The sequence below is a fragment of the Sandaracinaceae bacterium genome, assembly GCA_016706685.1.
GTDB lineage: Bacteria > Myxococcota_A > Polyangia > Polyangiales > Houyiibacteriaceae > JADJJE01.
Map to the genome: position 1 here is coordinate 25,280 of JADJJE010000009.1, position 17,387 is coordinate 42,666.

10 protein-coding genes and 1 pseudogene are annotated in these 17,387 nt (G+C 71.6%); 7 read left to right on the plus strand and 4 right to left on the minus strand.

Annotated elements, in window-relative coordinates; genetic code table 11:
- The first annotated feature begins 161 nt into the window (after positions 1-161).
- The 4 genes from IPI43_13275 to IPI43_13290 all read left to right on the plus strand — a co-directional run bounded on the left by IPI43_13275 (position 162) and on the right by IPI43_13290 (position 11,646).
- Positions 162-5,306, plus strand: coding sequence for a hypothetical protein (locus IPI43_13275; GenBank protein MBK7775082.1), 5,145 nt, complete (start codon positions 162-164; stop codon positions 5,304-5,306).
- Positions 5,303-10,018, plus strand: coding sequence for a hypothetical protein (locus IPI43_13280; GenBank protein MBK7775083.1), 4,716 nt, complete (start codon positions 5,303-5,305; stop codon positions 10,016-10,018). Before IPI43_13275 ends, IPI43_13280 begins: the two co-directional genes overlap by 4 nt.
- Before the next feature lie 146 nt (positions 10,019-10,164).
- A complete protein-coding gene (locus tag IPI43_13285) occupies positions 10,165-11,436 on the plus strand; it encodes an ATP-binding protein (GenBank protein MBK7775084.1) in 1,272 nt (423 codons plus the stop codon).
- Positions 11,437-11,502: 66 nt separating this feature from the next.
- Entirely contained in the window at positions 11,503-11,646 is a 144-nt protein-coding gene (locus IPI43_13290) for a hypothetical protein (GenBank protein ID MBK7775085.1), read from the plus strand.
- Between the two features lie 563 nt (positions 11,647-12,209).
- On the opposite strand, the gene IPI43_13295 is transcribed toward IPI43_13290, so the two are convergent.
- The 4 genes from IPI43_13295 to IPI43_13310 form a co-directional block, all read right to left on the minus strand.
- Entirely contained in the window at positions 12,210-12,590 is a 381-nt protein-coding gene (locus tag IPI43_13295) for a type II toxin-antitoxin system VapC family toxin (protein ID MBK7775086.1), read from the minus strand.
- A complete protein-coding gene (locus IPI43_13300; GenBank protein MBK7775087.1) occupies positions 12,577-12,840 on the minus strand; it encodes an AbrB/MazE/SpoVT family DNA-binding domain-containing protein in 264 nt (87 codons plus the stop codon). Before IPI43_13300 ends, IPI43_13295 begins: the two co-directional genes overlap by 14 nt.
- A gap of 106 nt (positions 12,841-12,946) precedes the next feature.
- Entirely contained in the window at positions 12,947-13,300 is a 354-nt protein-coding gene (locus IPI43_13305; GenBank protein MBK7775088.1) for a hypothetical protein, read from the minus strand.
- Between the two features lie 41 nt (positions 13,301-13,341).
- Entirely contained in the window at positions 13,342-13,680 is a 339-nt protein-coding gene (locus IPI43_13310; protein MBK7775089.1) for a hypothetical protein, read from the minus strand.
- Here IPI43_13310 and IPI43_13315 point away from each other — a divergent pair.
- From IPI43_13315 to IPI43_13325, 3 genes and pseudogenes are all read left to right on the plus strand, one after another.
- Positions 13,657-13,986, plus strand: a pseudogene (locus IPI43_13315) (hypothetical protein). The gene IPI43_13310 and the pseudogene IPI43_13315 overlap by 24 nt on opposite strands.
- Positions 13,987-14,213: 227 nt before the next feature.
- Entirely contained in the window at positions 14,214-16,541 is a 2,328-nt protein-coding gene (locus tag IPI43_13320; protein MBK7775090.1) for a cadherin-like beta sandwich domain-containing protein, read from the plus strand.
- A 301-nt stretch (positions 16,542-16,842) separates the two neighbouring features.
- Positions 16,843-17,346: a GNAT family N-acetyltransferase gene (locus IPI43_13325; GenBank protein ID MBK7775091.1), complete on the plus strand. Its 504-nt coding sequence runs from the start codon at positions 16,843-16,845 to the stop codon at positions 17,344-17,346.
- The last annotated feature ends 41 nt before the right edge of the window (positions 17,347-17,387 follow it).

Here is a 17,387-nt window from a genome sequence, read left to right on the forward strand (position 1 = left end):
CGCGCAGGGGTGACCCAATGACCCCCGGTCCCCGCGTGTTCAACACGCCAAACCACCGATCCTGATACGCTCGCCACCGTCCCTGCCCGTGAACGGGCGCTTTGGGGGGACACCCAGAACCGACCTCGGGAGATCTTCTGATGCTCTTCGTTGCTAGACCGTTGTCCCCTCGCTTCGCCGCGAGCGCGCTCGCCCTCCTCGTCACCGCGCTGCTGTCAGCCCCGCCCACCGCCCGCGCGGACCAGCAGGGTGGCTGGGAGCTCATGCTCTCCGGTCGCCTCGACGCGCGCTTCGGGGAGCCGCTGCGGCTGTCCGGCGTGGCCTACAGCGTGGCGGGCCTCGACGACCTGCGGCCCCACGCGGGCGAGGTAGAGGCTGAGCTGCGGCACTACGACAACGAGTCGCGCACCTGGTCCACCATTGGGCGGGCCTCGGCCACGGCGGACCGCGAGGGGCGCTTCGGCATCGAGGTGCCCACGCCCACGCACTCGGCGGCCAACCTGCAGCTGCGCATCCGTGTGGGTGGGCAGGTGGGCCGCTGGTTCGAGCACGCGGTGCGCCTGATGCCGGCCAACCAAGTCCAGCTGCTCACGGACCGCGTGCTGTACCAGGCAGGTGAGGCGGTCCACGTGTTCGCCATCACGCGCAACACCACCACGGGCGCGCCCGTGCCCAACGCCAGCGTGGCCCTGACCGTCACCGACCCGAGCGGCCGCGTGCTGCTCGAGCGCAGCGTGACCACGGACGCGAGCGGCGCCATCACCGCGGACCTGCCGCTGCCCGACTCGGCCGGCAGTGGCCAGTACAGCGTGGCGGCGCGCGCGACCCTGCCGCAGGGGCAGGGCGTCACCGGCGCCCGAGCCTTCACGGTGGGCCGCCGCACGGTGGAGCGCCTGCTGGCTGAACTCACCATCGACCAGCGCGTGGTGCGCCCGCGGCAGCGCGTGACGGGCCGCGTCTCGGTGCACACGCCCAGCGGGGCGCCCGTGGTGGGCGCCGCCGTCGAAGTCAGCCACGAGAACGGCGAGCCGGCGTCGGTGGTCACCAACGACGAGGGCGTCGCGGTGTTCGAGCTGGCGGCCCCGGGCTACCTGGCGGGCGACGTGCTGCACACGCCGGTGGTCGCGCGCATCACGCACGCCGGTCACGGCGCGCTGCACGTGGTGGGCAGCTACGTGCTTGCCCGCACGCGCTTCCAGGTGGAGGTCCACGCGGCCTCGGGCGGCGTGGTGCCGGGCGTGCCCACGTTCGCGTACCTGCGCGTGAGCGATCCGCTCAACGAGCCCGCGCCGGTGGGCACGTCGGTGGAGGTCAGCGGCCCTGCCGTGCGTGGCGGGCGTCATCGCGGCGCGGTGGACGCGCACGGCCTCTTGGAGGTGCCCATCGAGCTGGCGCTCGCGGACGTCGCGCCCATCCAGACCGAGGGCTACAACTGCCCGTCGGGGCCGTCCACGCTGCTGGACGTGGAGATCGGTGACGCGAACGCCACGGGCGCGGCGCGCGCCGCGGTGGTGCAGACGCGCACGTGCGTGGCCGTCTCGAAGGAGGCCGTGGTGGTGCCCCGCGTGGCCACCGTGGTGCTGGACCAGGGCGGTGAGCTGGTGGTGGACCTCGAGCGCCGTGACGCGGCGCGCGACGCTGCGGTCCTGGTGGAGGTGCTGAGCCGCGGTGAGGGCACGCTGCTGGCCTCGGGCTGGGCCGACCGCGGGGCCTCGCGCGTCACGCTGCGCTTGCCGGCGCGCGCGCTCGGCTTGCTGTGGGTGCGCGCGCGGCCGGTGGCGGCGGCGGGCGCACGCAGCGCCCTCGACGTGGACGGCGCGGTCGGCGTGGGCATCGGCGCCTACGACGCCGTGCTGGTGCGCCACGCCGACACCTTCGCGTTGAGCCTCGTGGCCGACCGCGAGGTCTACGAGGTGGGCTCGCGCGCCGAGCTTGGCGTGCTGGCCACACCCGCCGCGCCCGCGCAGGCCTGGGCCACGCTGGTGGCGCGTGACCTCGCCGCGCACGGCGGAGAAGAAGACTACGTGCTGCCCGTCATGGAGACCGCGCTGCGGGCGGCCATCCTGGACCGCCAAGAGCGCGGCAACCTGCTGGTGCGCGCCACGCTCGCGGCCACCCTTTCGCGCGACACCACCCCGAACGAGCCGCCTCCGCTGGTGCGGCCGCCCTGGGACCCGCGCGGCCGCAGCTTCCCCGGCAACACCGGCCGCGGCATCCAGCGTGATCCCATCGCCATGCGCGAAGAGCTGCGCCGCCGCGCGCTGGGGCAGGTCATGCTGCGCCTCGAGCAGCTGGTGGCCGCCATGCCGGCCGAGGGGCAGCAGCGCGACGACCTGGTGGTGAGCCAGGGCGGGCGGCTGCGCTTCCGTCCGGATGTACTCGAGCATCTGCATCAGCAGCGCAGCGGCGCGGACTACCGGACGCTGGGCGGCGAGACGATGACCGTCGCCATGCTCACCGAAGTGGACCCCAGCTTCGACTTCGACCGCGTGGCCCGGCGCGTGGCCCGCACCAAGCTGCTGAGCCTGATGGTGGCCGTGACCGCCTTCAGCAACCCGGACAACGAGTCGGCGTCGCGCTCGTCGGCGGGCGTGCCACCGGAGGAGTGGCTCTCGCGGCTGGTGCAGCTGGGCGCCGTGCAGCCCACCGCGCTGCTGGACCCGTGGGGGCGCCCGTTCTTGCTGCGCCGCGCCGGGACACGCCGGCCGCCGGTGGTGCTGAGTGACCGGGCGGCGGGCTGGGAGCTGGTCTCCGCCGGCGCCGACGGACGCGCGGGCAACGGCGACGACGTGGTGAACCCGTTCGAGCGCGTGGTGCCGCGCGGCACCATCTATGCGGTGGCGTCGGGCGAGGACGACCTCATGCGACGCCTGGCGCTGCTGGCCCCGGGGCCGGACACGCTGCAGCGCATGTACACTGCCTACTCGACCATGTCGCAGGAGGCGCGCGACGAGGAGCAGGGCGAGACCATGGACGCGACCTCCTCCGAGGCCTACTACGACGACGCGATGGCGGAGGGCGAGCCGGCCGCCGAGATGAGCGCCTTGGGCGCACTCCAGGGCACCGGCGTCGGGGGGGGCGGCAGTGGCGCGGGCTACGGTCGCGGCATGGCCATGGAGGCCCGCTCACGCGCGGCGCCCAGCGCACCCCTGGCGGGTCTTGCCATGGACGCCCCGGAGGAAGCGCCTATGCCGCAGGGTCAGGCGGCGTCCACGCTGGCCTCCATGGGGGAGCGCATCCGTGAGGACTTCCCCGCGACGCTCTTCTTCGTAGGCCGCGTGGCGCTCGACGGCGCCCGCACGCCCGTCACCATCCCGCTCGCGGACGCGCTCACGACGTATCGCGTGGAGGCCATCGCGTGGACCACCTCGGGCTTCTTGGACGTGGCGCGCACCCAGCTGCGCGTGGATCAGAGCGCCACCGTGGACACGCCGGTCCCGAACGCGGCCGTGGTGGGCGACGTGGTGCGCTTCCCGGTGCGCGTGGCCAACCGCACCGGCGAGCCGCTCACCGTGCTGGTGGACGTGACGGCCGACGGCGTGCGGGTGGACGCCCCGGCCCCCGCCACGCTGACCGTGCCGCCGCGCGACGCGGCCGAGACCACCATGGAGCTGCGCCTGCCCGTTGCCGGCGAGGGCCACCTGGTGATCCGTGCCGTGCGAGCCGACACGCGCGCCCCGCTCGACGCCGTGCGCCGCCCCATCGCGGTGCGGGCCGACGCGCGCCTGGTGCGGGTCACGCAGCAGGTGCTGGTGGGCCCGGGTGAGCAGGTGCACGTGGACGTGCCGGCCGACGCCAGCGAGCGCGGCCCGGGCGAGCTGCGGGTCGCCTCCGGCGTGGACATGTTCGGCGCGTTCAGCACGCCGGACGCCATCGACCGCGGCTGGACGCGGCGCATGGCCGGGATCGCCGTGCCCGACGAGGAGCTGGGCTACGCGCGCAACCTGCTGCAGGCGGCGCAGCCCGAGGAGCACCGCGTGATCGGCGGCGACGTGGCGCAGATCGCGCGCGCCATCTCCACGCTGTGGAGCGACAGCAGCGTGAGCGACATGGTGCTGGCGCGCGGGCTGCGCTCGGTCACGCGGGTGACCGAGGGCGAGGCGGCCGACCCGGCGCGCGTGGGCCAGCGCTGCAACACGCTGCTGGGCCTGGTGCCGGCGGTGCGCAGCGGCGGACGCTCGGCGCTGCAAGAGGACCTGCGCGCGGTGGTGGGCCTGCTGCGCAGCGGCGTGGGCGACGGCGCCGCGCGCATGGACGAGCGTCAGGGCCCCACCGAGCTGACCTGCGCCGCCGCGGCGTTGGCGCTCACGCGGGGCACCGCCACCGACGACCGCGCGGCCGAGCTGCTGCGCCGGTCCGGAGCGTACATGGTGGCCATGGGCGAGGGCATCCTGGTGGAGGACCCCACGCGCGACGGCACCATCGCGCGCACGCTGCCCACGGCCTACACGGCGCTCGCCATGATCGGCCAGGACCGCGGCCCCGCCGCGCTGCGCTTCCTGCGCGCTCAGGCCGAGGTGGCCAGCAGCGTGACCGGCACGGCCGCGCAGGCGCCCACGGTGGCGGCGCTGGCCATGCTGACCAGCGGCATCCCCGACCGCCTGGGCGTCACGCTCGACGGTCGCGCGCTCGAGGTGCGCTCGGGCGATGGTGCCCACGTGGCGCAGCTCGACGGCATTGGCCGGCCCGGGCGGCATACGCTGGTCATCGACACGCCGGTGCTGGCGTTGGTCTACGTGGACGCGCTCTACGGGCAGCCGTGGACCACCGCGCCCGAGCGGCCCATGCCGGTGGACATCGAGGTGACCGGCGAGACCGGCGCTCGCGATACCCGCGCAGGCCTGGCGCTCACCCTGCGCAACCGCATGCCGCGCACGCTCTCGCGCGGCGTGGCCGAGCTGGACCTGCCTGCGGGCGTGGAGCTCGACCAGCCCACGCGCGACGCCCTCGAGGCGCGCGTGCGCAGCGTGACCCAGCTCGGTCGCACGCTGGTCATGGAGCTGCGGCCCATCCCGGCCGGGGGTAGCGTCACGCTGCCGCTGCCGCTGCGCTACAGCGTCTCGGGCAGCCTGCGGGGCCTCGGCGTGAGCGTCTACGACCAGAACGTGCGCGGCGGCAGCGTGCGCCCAGCGGCCGTGCTGCCCTCGCGTGCATTGGCCATCCCCGACGCGGGCCCCGAGCCCGAGGCCGCCGAGCCGCGCACTACCGCGCCGCCGCCGCCCATCCCACCGCCCATCCCCATGCCGCGGCCCATCGAGGTCCTGGCTCCCGTCGCGACCCTGATCACCGCCGAGGTGCGCCCATGAACCGTCTCTCCCTGCGCTCGCTCACGAGCACCGCGCTCGTCCTCTCGCTGGCCCTCGGCGCGGCTGGCTTCGCCTCACTCACCTCGGCTTCGGCGGCCGCCCAGGCGGCAGCCCGAGCCCGCCCCCGTGGCGACGTCTCCGGCGTGGAGGTCACGCTCGAGGGTGGCCTCACGGCGCGCCGCGGCGGCAGCCTGCGCTGGCTCGTCACCACCTACGAGGTGACCGGCACGCACACGCTGCGCCTCGCGCCCGGCGCCCAGGTCCGGCTCTCGTCGTCGCTGCAGGGCGCGGACGACGTCGAGGTGGTGGCCGACGCCCGCGGGCGTGCGCTGATCGAGCTGCCCATCCCCATGGACGCGCCCAGCGGTGTGGGCGTGGTGGTGGAGGTGCGCACCGCGAACAACGTGCAGCGCCGCTTCGAGGTGGGCATCAGCATCGAGGAAGGCCGCACCCTCGGGGTGGGCCTCCTGCCGCGGCAGGCCGCGCCGGGCGACACCGTTTACGCCGTGTTGACCCTCACTGAGCCGCACACGCAGGTGGGCGTCCCCAACGCGGAGCTGCGCGTGGAGCTGCGCGACGCGCGTGGGCCCCTGGGCGAGCCGCAGCGCGTGCGCACCGACGCGGCGGGCCTGGCCACCTTGCCGCTGGCCATCCCGGACGACGCACAGGCCGGCCGACTGACGGTCAACGTCACGCACCTCGAGCCCAGCGAGACCGGGCCGCGCGTCACGGCCGGGTCCGACTCCATGGAGCTCGAGCGACCGCGCATCGGCCCGCTGCACGTGAGCCTCCTGCCCGCGCGGGTGCTGGCCAACTCCGAGGAGCGCATCCCGGTGGAGGTGGTGGTGCGCCGCGCCAACGGTCGCCCCGTGGCGGGTGCCGTGCTGCGCCACAACGGCGAGGGCATGGACGAAGACAGCCCGCCGCTGACCACGGACTCGCGCGGCCGCGCGAGCTTCGTGTGGCGTGCCACGCGGCTCGCGTCCGGCTTCGAGGACCAGACCGTCAACGTGCAGGTCACGCGCGCGGGCCTCGGCTCGGCGTCGGCGTCCACGCCCATCCGCACCCACGCGCAGGACTTCTTCTTGGACACGGCCTTCGAGGGCGGCGCGCTCTCGGCGGCCCTCGGCGGGCGCCTCTATGCCTACGTGGTGCGCGCCGATGGGCGCCCTGCCGCCAACGTGCCGGTGGCCTTCGAGGGGCCGCGTGTGGGCAGCCGGCAGGCCACCACCGACGCCAGCGGCCTCGCGTTCGTGGAGGTCACGCTCGCCGCGGCCGACGAGGCGCGTGACCGCTGCGGCGGCATCGCCAGCACCGCGCTGAACATCACGGCAGGCACCGGGCCGCGCGCGGGCCTGAGCGAGACGTGCATCCCCGTGGACACCGACGCGCAGGTGCGTGTGCGCGCGCCATCCGTCACCGCGCCCGGCCCCGTCACGCTGACACTGGCGCGCGCGGCCTCGGTGGCCCGTGTGCCCGTGGTGGTCACGGCGTTCGCCGTCACTAGCCCCAGCGGCGAGACCCTCGAGGCGATCGGCAGCGTGGTGACCGACACCGACCAAGCGCAGCTGGTGCTCCCGGCCGACGTGCCACAGCTCGTCTACTTCCGCGCTCGCCCGTTGGTCGACGGCCGCGAGGTGCGCGGCTCGTTCACCAGCACGTGGGTGCGCCGCTCGGACGCGCTCACCCCCGTGGTGCGCTTCGACCCGTCCGGACGCGCGCTGGTCAGCGGCCTGCCCGCCGGCACGCCGTTCCTCACGCTGGCCATGCCGGCCGACGAGGCGCGCGGTCTCTACCGCGAGGGCTCCCAGCACACCGCGATCATGGCCGTCTCGGCGCTCGAGGCGGAGGCGCGCTTGGCCCGCTACACGCCCGCCGACAGCGCGGCCCCCGTGCGTCAGCAGGGCACCTCGCTCGTGCCGCAGCCCATGCCCGAGGACTCGGTCCAGCGTGGCTTGCTGCGTGACCCGTGGCGCGCCAGCTCGCGCTTCATCGAGGGGCGCCTGGCGCTGCTCTTCCGGCAGGTGGAGGCGCGCGTGGAGTCCGCGCTGCCCAACGACCTCGACGAGATCACGGTGGTGACCAGCGGCCGCCGCGAGTTCACGCGTCAAGTGTTCGCCACGCTCGCGGGCGAGGCCACCACCGGCCTCGGCGGTGAGCCGCTCTCGCTGGCCGACGTGCAGGCCCTCGACAGCAGCTTCGGCTTCGACAACACGGCGCGCCGCATCACGCGTCGCCGCTTGTTCCGCCTCCTGGTGATCCTGCGCGACCTGGTGCGTGAGAACGGGCTCGACCTGCCGTGGGCCCGCCCCGGCGACCCGGCCGAGTGGCTCTCGCACCTGCCCGGACGCAGCGGCGCCGTGGGCTACCTGCAGCCGGCCGACCTGGTGGACGGCTGGGGCCGGCCGTTCGTGCTCAGCCCCACCACGCGGCCGCGCTACACGCAGCTGCAGCCGGTGGCGGGCTACGAGCTGAGCAGCGCCGGACCGGACGGTCGCGCCGGCAACGGCGACGACCTGGTGGACCCGACCGCGCGCGTGCTGCCGTCCGACGGCCTCTACGCGCGGGCCGTGGGTGAGGACGCGCTGGTGGCGCGCCTGCAGAGCGTGGAGCTCGGACGCGCCACCGTGGAGCTGGCCAGCGGCCCCATCGGCATCGAGACGCCCTACATCCCGGGGCCGTCCGAGGTGGCCTCCGGGACCTCGCGCGGTGGCTCGGTCCGCTCCGGCTGGTCGGTGCCGCGCATCATCGAGCGCGACGTGCACGCCCTCGACCTCGCATGGCGTGGCCTCGGCACGCACGCCAGCGCCGCCATGAGCGTGGCTTCGGCGGGCACCACCAGCGTGCCGCTCTCGCTGAGCGACGTGCCGGCCACGTGGGGCGTCGTCGTCATCGCACGCGATACCCACGGCACGATGGCCTTCGCTCTCGACGTGGGGCTGGCCGGGACACCCATCGTGGCGGAGGCGCTGCTGCCTTCGCGCGTGCGGGTGGGTGAGCCGCTCACCGTGCCCATGCACGTCACCAACACCAGCGCCGCAGACGCCACCTATGGCCTCTCCGCGAGCGCGGGAGACACGCTGAGCGCCACGCTGCCCGCCACCGTCACGGTGCCCGCCGGCGAGTCGCGTGAGCTCGCGCTGGTGCTGAACGGCCGCACGCCCGGAGACGCCACGCTGCGCGTGCAGGTCACGCGCGACGGGCAGCCGCAGCGCAGCCTCGAGGCCACCGTGGCGGTGGACCGTGGGCGCCACCCCATCCGCCGCTGGGGCACGGGCATCGCCCGCGGGGACGAGTACTCGGTGAGCCTGCAAGTGCCGCGCGACGCGGTGGACCCACGCACACGCGTGGTGCTGCTCACGCCGGGTGCGCTGGCCGCCGACCCGCTCTTCTCGGAGGTGCGCGAGCGCCAGCCGGGCGCCATGGCGTGGGCCGCGGTGAGCGCGGGCCGCGGGGTGCCGGCCGAGCTGCGCGCCGCCCTGGTGCGACAAGACACGCAGCCCGTGCCGCTGGCCGAGCACGCTGCGCGCGTGGTGGCGCTCACCAGCGTGGTGGCGCTCGACCCCACGGACAGCGAGGCGCTCTCGGCGCTGCGTCGCGCGCAGTCGCAGCTGAGCCGCAACGTGGGCCGCTTGGACAGCCGCGAGCAAGCCGTGCAGGTGGCCACCGCCTTCACGGTGCTGGCCGCGGGCGGCGTGCCCGACGAAGACTCTGCCGACCCGCTGGCGGCGTTCATGAGCTCCGCCCGCGTGGCGCTGCGGCGCGCGCTCTTCGTGCACCGTGGTGACGCCGGCGTGCTGGCGCGTGTGGCGGCGGCGCTGCTGGTGGCGGACCCGGAAGACGGCTACGGCCTCGCCCTGCTGGAGCGCGCCCTCGGCTCCACCACCGAGCGCGACGGAGCGCGGCGCGTGACGCTGGACGAGCTCTTGGCGCAGGGCTCCGAGGCCACCGGGGCAGGGCTGGCGCTGGCGCTCGGGGCACACCACGCGGGCCGCGACACCACGCGCGACGAGCTGCTGCGCGGCGCGATGCAGACCTTCGGGAGCATTGCGCGTGACCCGGACGACGCGCTGCTCTACTGGTTTGCGCTCTCGGCCTACGGCGCCCTCGGCGTGGGTGAGCCCGAGGGGCTGGAGGTCAACGTGGGCGGCGGCTGGCAGCCGGTCACGCTCGAGGAAGGCCGCGCCGTGGTGGACGTGAACCTGTCGCCGGGCGGGCGCCTGCGCGCCAAGGTCCGCACCACGGGCGGCGCGGTGGTCTACGCACGCGTCGAGACGGTCTTCGGGGCCGCCTTCGAAGAGCGCAGCGACGCGCCCTTCACGCTCTCCATCGCCGGTGACGTGGGCCGCCTGGGCGGCGTGGCGGGGCTGGTGCTGGAGGTGCAAGCGGGCGAAGAGGCCGTGCAGCAGCCCGTCATCGAGCTGCAGCTCCCGGCCGGCGTGCCCGACGACGAGGCCCTCGAGGCCGCGCTCGCCGCGCCCGCGGTGGTGCTGTCCGCCGAGGTGCGCCGCCCCGGGTTCGTGCGCCTCACGCTGGCCCCGCTCAACGCCGAGCAGCGCCACAGCGTGCCGCTGTCGTTCGTGTGGACCTCGGCCAGCCCCGTGCGCGGTCTGGGTGCGGCGGGCTACGAGGCCAGTCACCCCACGCGCATGACGGTGCTGCCGCCGCGCGTGCTGACGCCCTCGGCTCCCGAGGGGGGCGCGCTGCCTTGAGCTACGCTCTGGGCAGGTGACGATGCGCGCCCGCGTGCTGCGCGGCTGAAGTCCGAACCCAGGCCCGGGGTTTCGAAGAACATAAAGGTAGCGTTTGTTCACGCATAAAGGTAGCGTTTGGTCACGCATAACGGTAGCGTAGCCACTTGCGGTACACCCAACGAGTCCTTGATCCCACGCTCGAGCGCCTCGTCGCGTCACTCCCCGCGATCTGCATCGAAGGGCCGCGCGCCGTTGGGAAGACCGCCACGGCAACGCGGTTGGCGGCGAGCGTGGTGGCGCTCGACGACCCTGCGGAAGCGGAGCTACTGCGCGCCTCCCCCGAACGGATCGCACGCCTTGCCGAGCCGATTCTGGTCGACGAGTGGCAGAGGGTACCCGCTGTGTGGGATCGCGTGCGTCGAGAGGTCGATCGCGACCCGCGGCCAGGCCGCTTCCTTCGCACGGGCTCGTCGTCGCCGACGAGTGCACCCACACACTCCGGCGCCGGCCGTATCGTGCGACTACGTATGCGGCCCATGACGCTGATGGAGCGTGAGCTCTGCTCCCCCACGGTGTCGCTCTCCACGTTGCTCTCGCAGCGAGACGCTCCCATCGAAGGCGAGTGCCCGCTCGGGATAGAAGACTACGCCGAGGAGATCGTGGCCTCGGGCTTCCCTGCGCTGCGCACGCTCACGAGCGAAGCACGCGCCTTCGCGCTCGACGGCTACATAGAGGGCATCCTCGAGCATGACTTCCCCGAGCTCGGCTACGTCGTACGTCGCCCCGCCACCCTGCGCGCCTGGCTTGCGTCGTATGCCGCCGCGAGCGCGACCACGGCCTCGTACAACACCATCCTCGACGCGGCGACATCGCTCGTGGTGGACAAGCCCGCCAAGACGACCGCCCTCGCATACCGCGACGTGCTGAACAAGCTCTGGTTGCTCGACGAGGTGCCCGCGTGGACGGGCACGGCGAACCGGCTCGCGGGACTCGCCAAGGCACCAAAGCACCACCTCGCCGACCCAGCACTCGCAGCGCGTCTACTCGGCGTCGAGGCGAGCCTGCTCCTCGATCGACCGCATCACGGACCGCCCATCCCGCGCGACGGGACGCTCCTCGGCGCGCTCTTCGAGTCGCTCGTCACGCTCTGTGTTCGCGTCTACGCCGAGGCTTCGCGCGCAACCATCTCGCACCTGCGGACCGCCAGGGGTGAGCACGAGGTCGATCTGATCGTTCGCAGGGATGACGGACGCTTCCTCGCCATCGAGGTGAAGCTCGGCGCGGAGGTCACCGACGAAGACACAAAGCATCTTCGCTGGCTACGGTCGCATGTGGGCGACGAGCTCCTCGATGCGATCGTTGTGACGACAGGCCGAGCGGCGTATCGGAGACGGGATGGAATCGGCGTCGTGCCGGCGGGCAGCCTTGGGGTTTGACCGGCTCCGCCCGCAAGCTTCACGCTCTCCATCGCCGGTGACTAACGGTGTGCAACACTCCGCACCATGAACGAGCCTGCCGTGTTCGAGTTACGCACCGGCGTGGGCGGGTGTCTCGCGATCCCGCTTCTCTTCTTGGCGTTCCCAGTCATGGCTGTCGTCTCGTTCTTCGGTGAACAGGCGATAGTGTCGGTGACCAGCCGGAACTGAAGGATTCTGACCGGCGTCCCGGCCTTGCGCCGGTTTCCGGACAAGCGAGGGCACCGAGTTCTAAGCTCGAGGCCCCGCGACATAGAAGCGGGCGCACGTACAAGCGTGCGCCCTTCGGACACCGCGCCAGCTGGTTGCACCCAGCGGCAGGGCAGAGTCCGCGAGAGAGTGATGGCATGAGCGTGGCGCGGGGCCAAGTTCCCTGTCGACATCGCGTTCGAGGGCGATCACACCGTCGTGAACGGGCGCTTTCTCGTCGGTGGTGGAATGGAGCTATCGGTGCTCGACCTCGCGACGGACAGACCCAGAGAGCTCGGAAAGCTGGCGGAGCTCTCCTGCTGGTTGACCTGGCATCAGGGTCCTGGGGAGGTGCGCGACTACTGGGGCCTACGTGTGCTGCGCGGCCTCGACAGCGCGGCGAGCTTCGTCCACCGCCACGTGCCGGGCGGCGAGGACGCTCACCGACAGCCGGTGTGCACCTCGGGGGGGTCGTCCTCGACGTCGCGGAGCTTGCGTAACGCGTGCGCCCAGCAGAACGCGATGAAGGCCTTGTCGTGCCCGCACTACAAGCGCTGCGCACCTTCCAGCTTGCTCAGTGCCTTGTCGAAGGTCGCAAGGGGAAGGTGACCCGCCTTGCGAGCGATCTCGAGGACGAGGCAGTCCGAGAAGCCGAGGGCCGGCTTCGAGCGGAATGTCGCAAGCGCTGCCGCGACCACGTCGGGGTCCTGAACCGCAAGGTCGCGATGGTTGAGCAGCATCTCCACGGCAACCGCGACCTTCGCCGCCGGAAGCTCGTAGGCCGAAGAGAGAACCCAAGAGGTCTCTGCCAAGACCACATGTGATACCCAGGCGCCCTTGACCACAAAGGCTTCTGCAGCGGCCACCTGCTTCGGATCATCTCGCGTGATCAGCCGCACCAGAACGTTGGTGTCAACGGCGAGCATGCTTCGCCTTGAAATGACGCCCCACGCTCTCCTTGAGCTCCTCCAGCGAACGCGCGCGGGGGGGCTCGCCCGAGAAAAGGGCGGTGTGGATGTCCTCCGATGAGAACTGGCCGACTCTCCGCACGACCATCGTCCCGTCCTCCTCGACCCACTCGAGCACCGAGCCGGGGACGAGGCCGAGCTGGCGCCGAACTTCTGCGGGCACAGTGATTTGCCCCTGCGAGGTGAGCTTCGATTGTGCGATGGTCATGCCCATTCATTACCGTGGTAATGAGTCTCTGTCAAGGTGCCGGTTGACCCAGCAGGGCGCTGCAGGATCGTCACCCCGATGCAAGTTGGGACGATGGTCTCCCTGGTCACGTGTCCCGAGCGTAGCTCAGGGCAACGCGCCTCCTTCGGGCGCGGAAGGGGTCAGCACGCGCGGTGGCAGCACGGTCATGCGCGTGGGGTGCGTAGACCACGGCGCCGCCGGTGGTGCGGACCTTGGCGCGCAGGCGGCCGCCCGGCGACAGGTTCACGTCCACCACGGCGCGGCCCTCCTCGAGCGTGACGGGCTGCCAGCCGCCACCCACGTTCACCTCCAGCCCCTCGGGCTCACCCACGCCGAGGGCGCCGTAAGCCGACAGCGCGAACCAGTAGAGCATCGCGTCGTCCGGGTCACGCGCGATGCTCCCGAAGTTCTGCATGGCGCCGCGGCCCATAGGAAACATGAACACTTTCAAGCTGTTGTACGGAAAGTTTACATAACATTCTAACTGCGCAACACGCTGTCGGTCAGAACGTCGACACGGAACGCGCCGGTCGTGACGTTCGGGCGCGCGACGGCGATGACATCACCGTCGGCGAGCGCCAGAACGGTGGGCAGCGCGTTGGCCGGTGTCACCGTGCCCTCGATGGTTCCCGTGGAGGCGTCGCCTCCACACGCCCGTGAGAAACGCCGCAGCAGCCGCAGCGGTCCGCGCACCAGCCCCGGCACGGCTCCGTTGAGGACGTCCAGACGGCGGCCGCGAGAGTTGCCTGGATTGAAGCGTCTTCGCACCGTATCCTTGGACCACCCCAGGAGGGCATGATGTTTCTGCGTTTCGGTCACCTGCTCGCACTCGCACTGGTCGTCTCTACGGTTTCGGGATGCGGCGACGACGCTCCAACCATCGATCGGGACGGCGGCATGACAGACACCGGACTGCGAGACGGCGAAGTGGATGTCGACGGAGCCATATGCCCAGACAACGACGGTGACGGCTATGGTGCAGCTCCCTGCGGCAGCGACTGCGACGACAGCGACGCGACCCGTTTCCCTGACAACATCGAGATCTGCGATGGCGACGACGAGGACTGCGACGACACCACGTACGGTCCCGACGCTGACGGCGATGGCTTCGCTTCGAGTGCGTGCTGCAACGGACCCAACAACTGCGGCACGGACTGCAACGACACGCTGAACACAGTGAACCCTGGTGCCGCAGAGACGTGCAACGCCGGCATCGACGACGACTGCAACGGCCTCGCTGACGCGGCCGACGGCGTCTGCGTCCCTTGCCCTGCCGGGTTCACCGGTCTCGACGACGCATGCGTCGACAACAACGAGTGCGCGATGGGCCAGTGTGGGGCGCTGCGGGCACCGTGTGCGAGAACACTCCGGGCTCATACGTCTGCACATGTCCGTCCGGATACACGGCGCCGCCCACCGCGGGCACTTGTACTGACACCAACGAATGCGCGATGGGTGCCCCCTGCGGCGGGCTGGCGACGATGTGCACGAACGCGCCGGGGACATATGTCTGCTCGTGCTTGCCGGGCTACTCACCGCCACTCTCGGGCGGAGGACCTTGCGCCGACCTGGACGAGTGCGCGCTCGGCATCTGCGGACCGGGGTCCACGGGCTGCGTGAACTCACTGGGCACGTACGCGTGCAGCTGCGGCAGCGGGTATAGCGCACCGGCGAGCGGCGGCCCGTGCGTGGACGTCAACGAGTGCGCGCTCAGCGTGTGCGGAATCCAAGCGGCCTCCTGCACGAATGCGGCCGGCACCTACGCCTGCACGTGCAACGCTGGGTACGGAGCGCCAACGAGCGGCGGCACGTGCAGCGACTTCGACGAATGCATCGCGCAAACCGACGACTGTGATCGCGACCCGGCGGCCATCTGCACGAACAGCACAGGTAGCTTCACCTGTGAGTGCCCTACGGGCTTCATTGGCGCCGCACGTGGTGCCGCCGGGTGCCTGCTGAGTGACCCGGCGCTCGTCTCGCTCAATCCGTCGGCCGGCGTGCTCAGCCCTGCGTTTGACGGGGCAACGACGCTGTACACGCTCGCGCTGCCGCCCGGCGCCACGAGCGTGACCCTGACTCCAGCCGTGGCGTTCCCCACCCGCGCCACCGTCCAGGTCAACGGCAGCCTCGTCGCGCCCGCAACCGCCTCAGCGGTCCTCGCCGCAGACCTCGGGCCGACACCTGTGACTGTCGTGGTCACGACCGAAACTGCCGCGACGCGCACGTACACGGTTCTGCTCGTTCGCACCGCTCGGTACATCAAGGCGTCCAACACGGACTCGAACGACACCTGCGGCAGCGTCGCTTTGTCCTCCGACGGCTCCACCCTCGCCATTGGCTGCTCCGGCGAGCGCTCCAACGCAACAGGCATCGGCGGCAATCAGGCCGACGACAGCGCCGTCAATGCCGGCGCCGTCTACGTGTTCACGCGCGCAGGTTCCTCCTGGTCGCAGCAGGCATACATCAAGGCCTCCAACACGAATGGAGGGGACAATTTCGGCGCTACCCTGGCCCTCTCCTCCAATGGCTCCACGCTCGCCGTTGCCGCCCCGAGCGAGGCCTCCGGCGCCACTGGCGTAGACGGCAACCAGGCTGACAACAGCGTGGCCAGCGCGGGTGCCGTCTACGTGTTCACGCGCGCCGGATCCACTTGGTCCCAGCAAGCCTATGTGAAGGCTTCCAACACCAACACGTTGGACCTATTTGGCACCTCCGTCGCGCTCTCTGCCGACGGGAACACCCTCGCGGTGGGTGCCAGGGGCGAGGACTCGAACGCGACGGGCGTCGGCGGCAATCAGGCCGACGAATCGGCCTCTGCATCGGGCGCGGTCTACGTGTTCGCTCGCGCAGGCTCCTTCTGGTCTCAAGAGGCCTACGCAAAGCCATTCAGCACCAACGCGAATGACCGGTTCGGCAGCTCCGTCGCCTTGTCCTCCGACGGGGATACCCTCCTCGTGGGCGCCCCTGGCGAGGACTCCAGCGCCACCGGCATCGGCGGCAACCACGCCGATAACTCGGTTGCGGACTCGGGCGCTGTCTATGTGTTCAACCGCCGCTACAGCCCCTTGTTCGGTTGGTACACGCTGTACTACATCAAAGCTTCCAACCCGGGCTCCTCGGACAACTTTGGCGCCTCCGTCGCGGTGTCCTCCGACCGGTCCACCTTCGCCGTCGGCGCCCCGGGCGAGTCCTCCCAACGCAATCGGGATCAACGGCGACCAGACCAACAACAGCGCCCCCAGGCGGGTGCAGTCTATGTCTTCCGTCCAGCAGGTTTCGCGTATCTCCAAGACGCTTACATCAAGTCGTCGAACGCCCACGTGCAAGACGCCTTCGGCAGTTCGGTTGCCCTGTCCTACGATGGCACCGTCCTGGCGGTGGGGGCTTACTTGGAGGACTCCAACGCCACAGGTATCGGAGGCAGCCAAACGACACGCCTCGCCTCCTACGCGGGCGCGGCGTACGTGTTCGCCCGCCCGGTCTCCTCCTGGGTCCAGGAGGCCTATGTGAAGGCCTCGAACACCGCCGCGGAAGACTACTTTGGCGGCTCCATCGCCCTCACGTCCGACGGCTCCACACTCGCCATCGGTGCTGGAGGTGAGGACTCCAACGCGACCGGCATCGACGGTGATCAAGCTGACAACAGTGCCAACCTCGCCGGCGCAGTCTACGTGTACTAACCAGGACCGTCGAGAGGTGGATCCAAGTTCCTGTTGATTCGGGATCCGAGGAGGATCAGGGTCCGTGACAATAAGGACGTGGTCATGGCACGGTCGAAAATCGGCGAAGCGATCAGCGGTACGAGGCCATGGGTGTCGAGGGGCTCGGGGTGGTCGCCGAGCCAGTACCGGCGCTCGGCTTCCCCCCCGGGACCCGGGTGCAGCACGACGGTGGAGACGTGAGCGTCACAACTCCCTGACGGGCGCCCTCGACGCCGATACCGGCGCCGTCACTGCGTGAGTGCACGGTAGCCTGCCCGCCATGACCCCGCACGACCACATCCGCTCGGCAGAGCCCACCGACGCCCACGCCATCGCGCTGGTGCAGGTCGCGGGGTGGCACGCTTCCTACCGCGGGTTGATGCCGGACGCGGTGCTGGATGCCTTCACCGTCCCGGTGCGAGATGCCAAGTGGCAGCAGAACCTCGCCGAGGAGATCGAGGGGCTGCGCATCACCGTCCTCGTGCGTGATGGCCGCGTGATCGCGTTCGCCTCGTCGGGCCCGAGTCGCGAGGAGCCCGGTGTGGGTGAGCTCTGGGCTCTCTACGTGGCTCCGGATGCCTGGGGCACCGGCGCGGGGCGCGCGCTCCTCGACGACGCGCTCCAGCACCTGGCCACCAGTGGATACGAGACGGCCATACTGCGTGTCCTCGCTGGGAACGCGCGAGGCGTTCGGTTCTACGAGCGCGCGGGCTTTCGCCGCGACGGCGAGCCGTTCGAGGACGGCGGCTTGATGTCACTCCGAATGCGCCGACCGTTGGTGTAGACGTCTCGGCCCCCGCCCTTCACCCCACGGTGCAGCGGCAG

What these genes read in the sequence shown, in the direction of transcription:
- IPI43_13280 (MBK7775083.1), top strand. Translation starts at nt 5,303, where the DNA reads ATGAACCGTCTCTCCCTGCGCTCGCTCACGAGCACCGCGCTCGTCCTC.
- IPI43_13290 (MBK7775085.1), top strand. Translation starts at nt 11,503, where the DNA reads ATGAACGAGCCTGCCGTGTTCGAGTTACGCACCGGCGTGGGCGGGTGT.
- IPI43_13295 (MBK7775086.1), bottom strand. Translation starts at nt 12,590, where the DNA reads ATGCTCGCCGTTGACACCAACGTTCTGGTGCGGCTGATCACGCGAGAT.
- IPI43_13300 (MBK7775087.1), bottom strand. Translation starts at nt 12,840, where the DNA reads ATGACCATCGCACAATCGAAGCTCACCTCGCAGGGGCAAATCACTGTG.
- IPI43_13305 (MBK7775088.1), bottom strand. Translation starts at nt 13,300, where the DNA reads ATGTTTCCTATGGGCCGCGGCGCCATGCAGAACTTCGGGAGCATCGCG.
- IPI43_13325 (MBK7775091.1), top strand. Translation starts at nt 16,843, where the DNA reads ATGACCCCGCACGACCACATCCGCTCGGCAGAGCCCACCGACGCCCAC.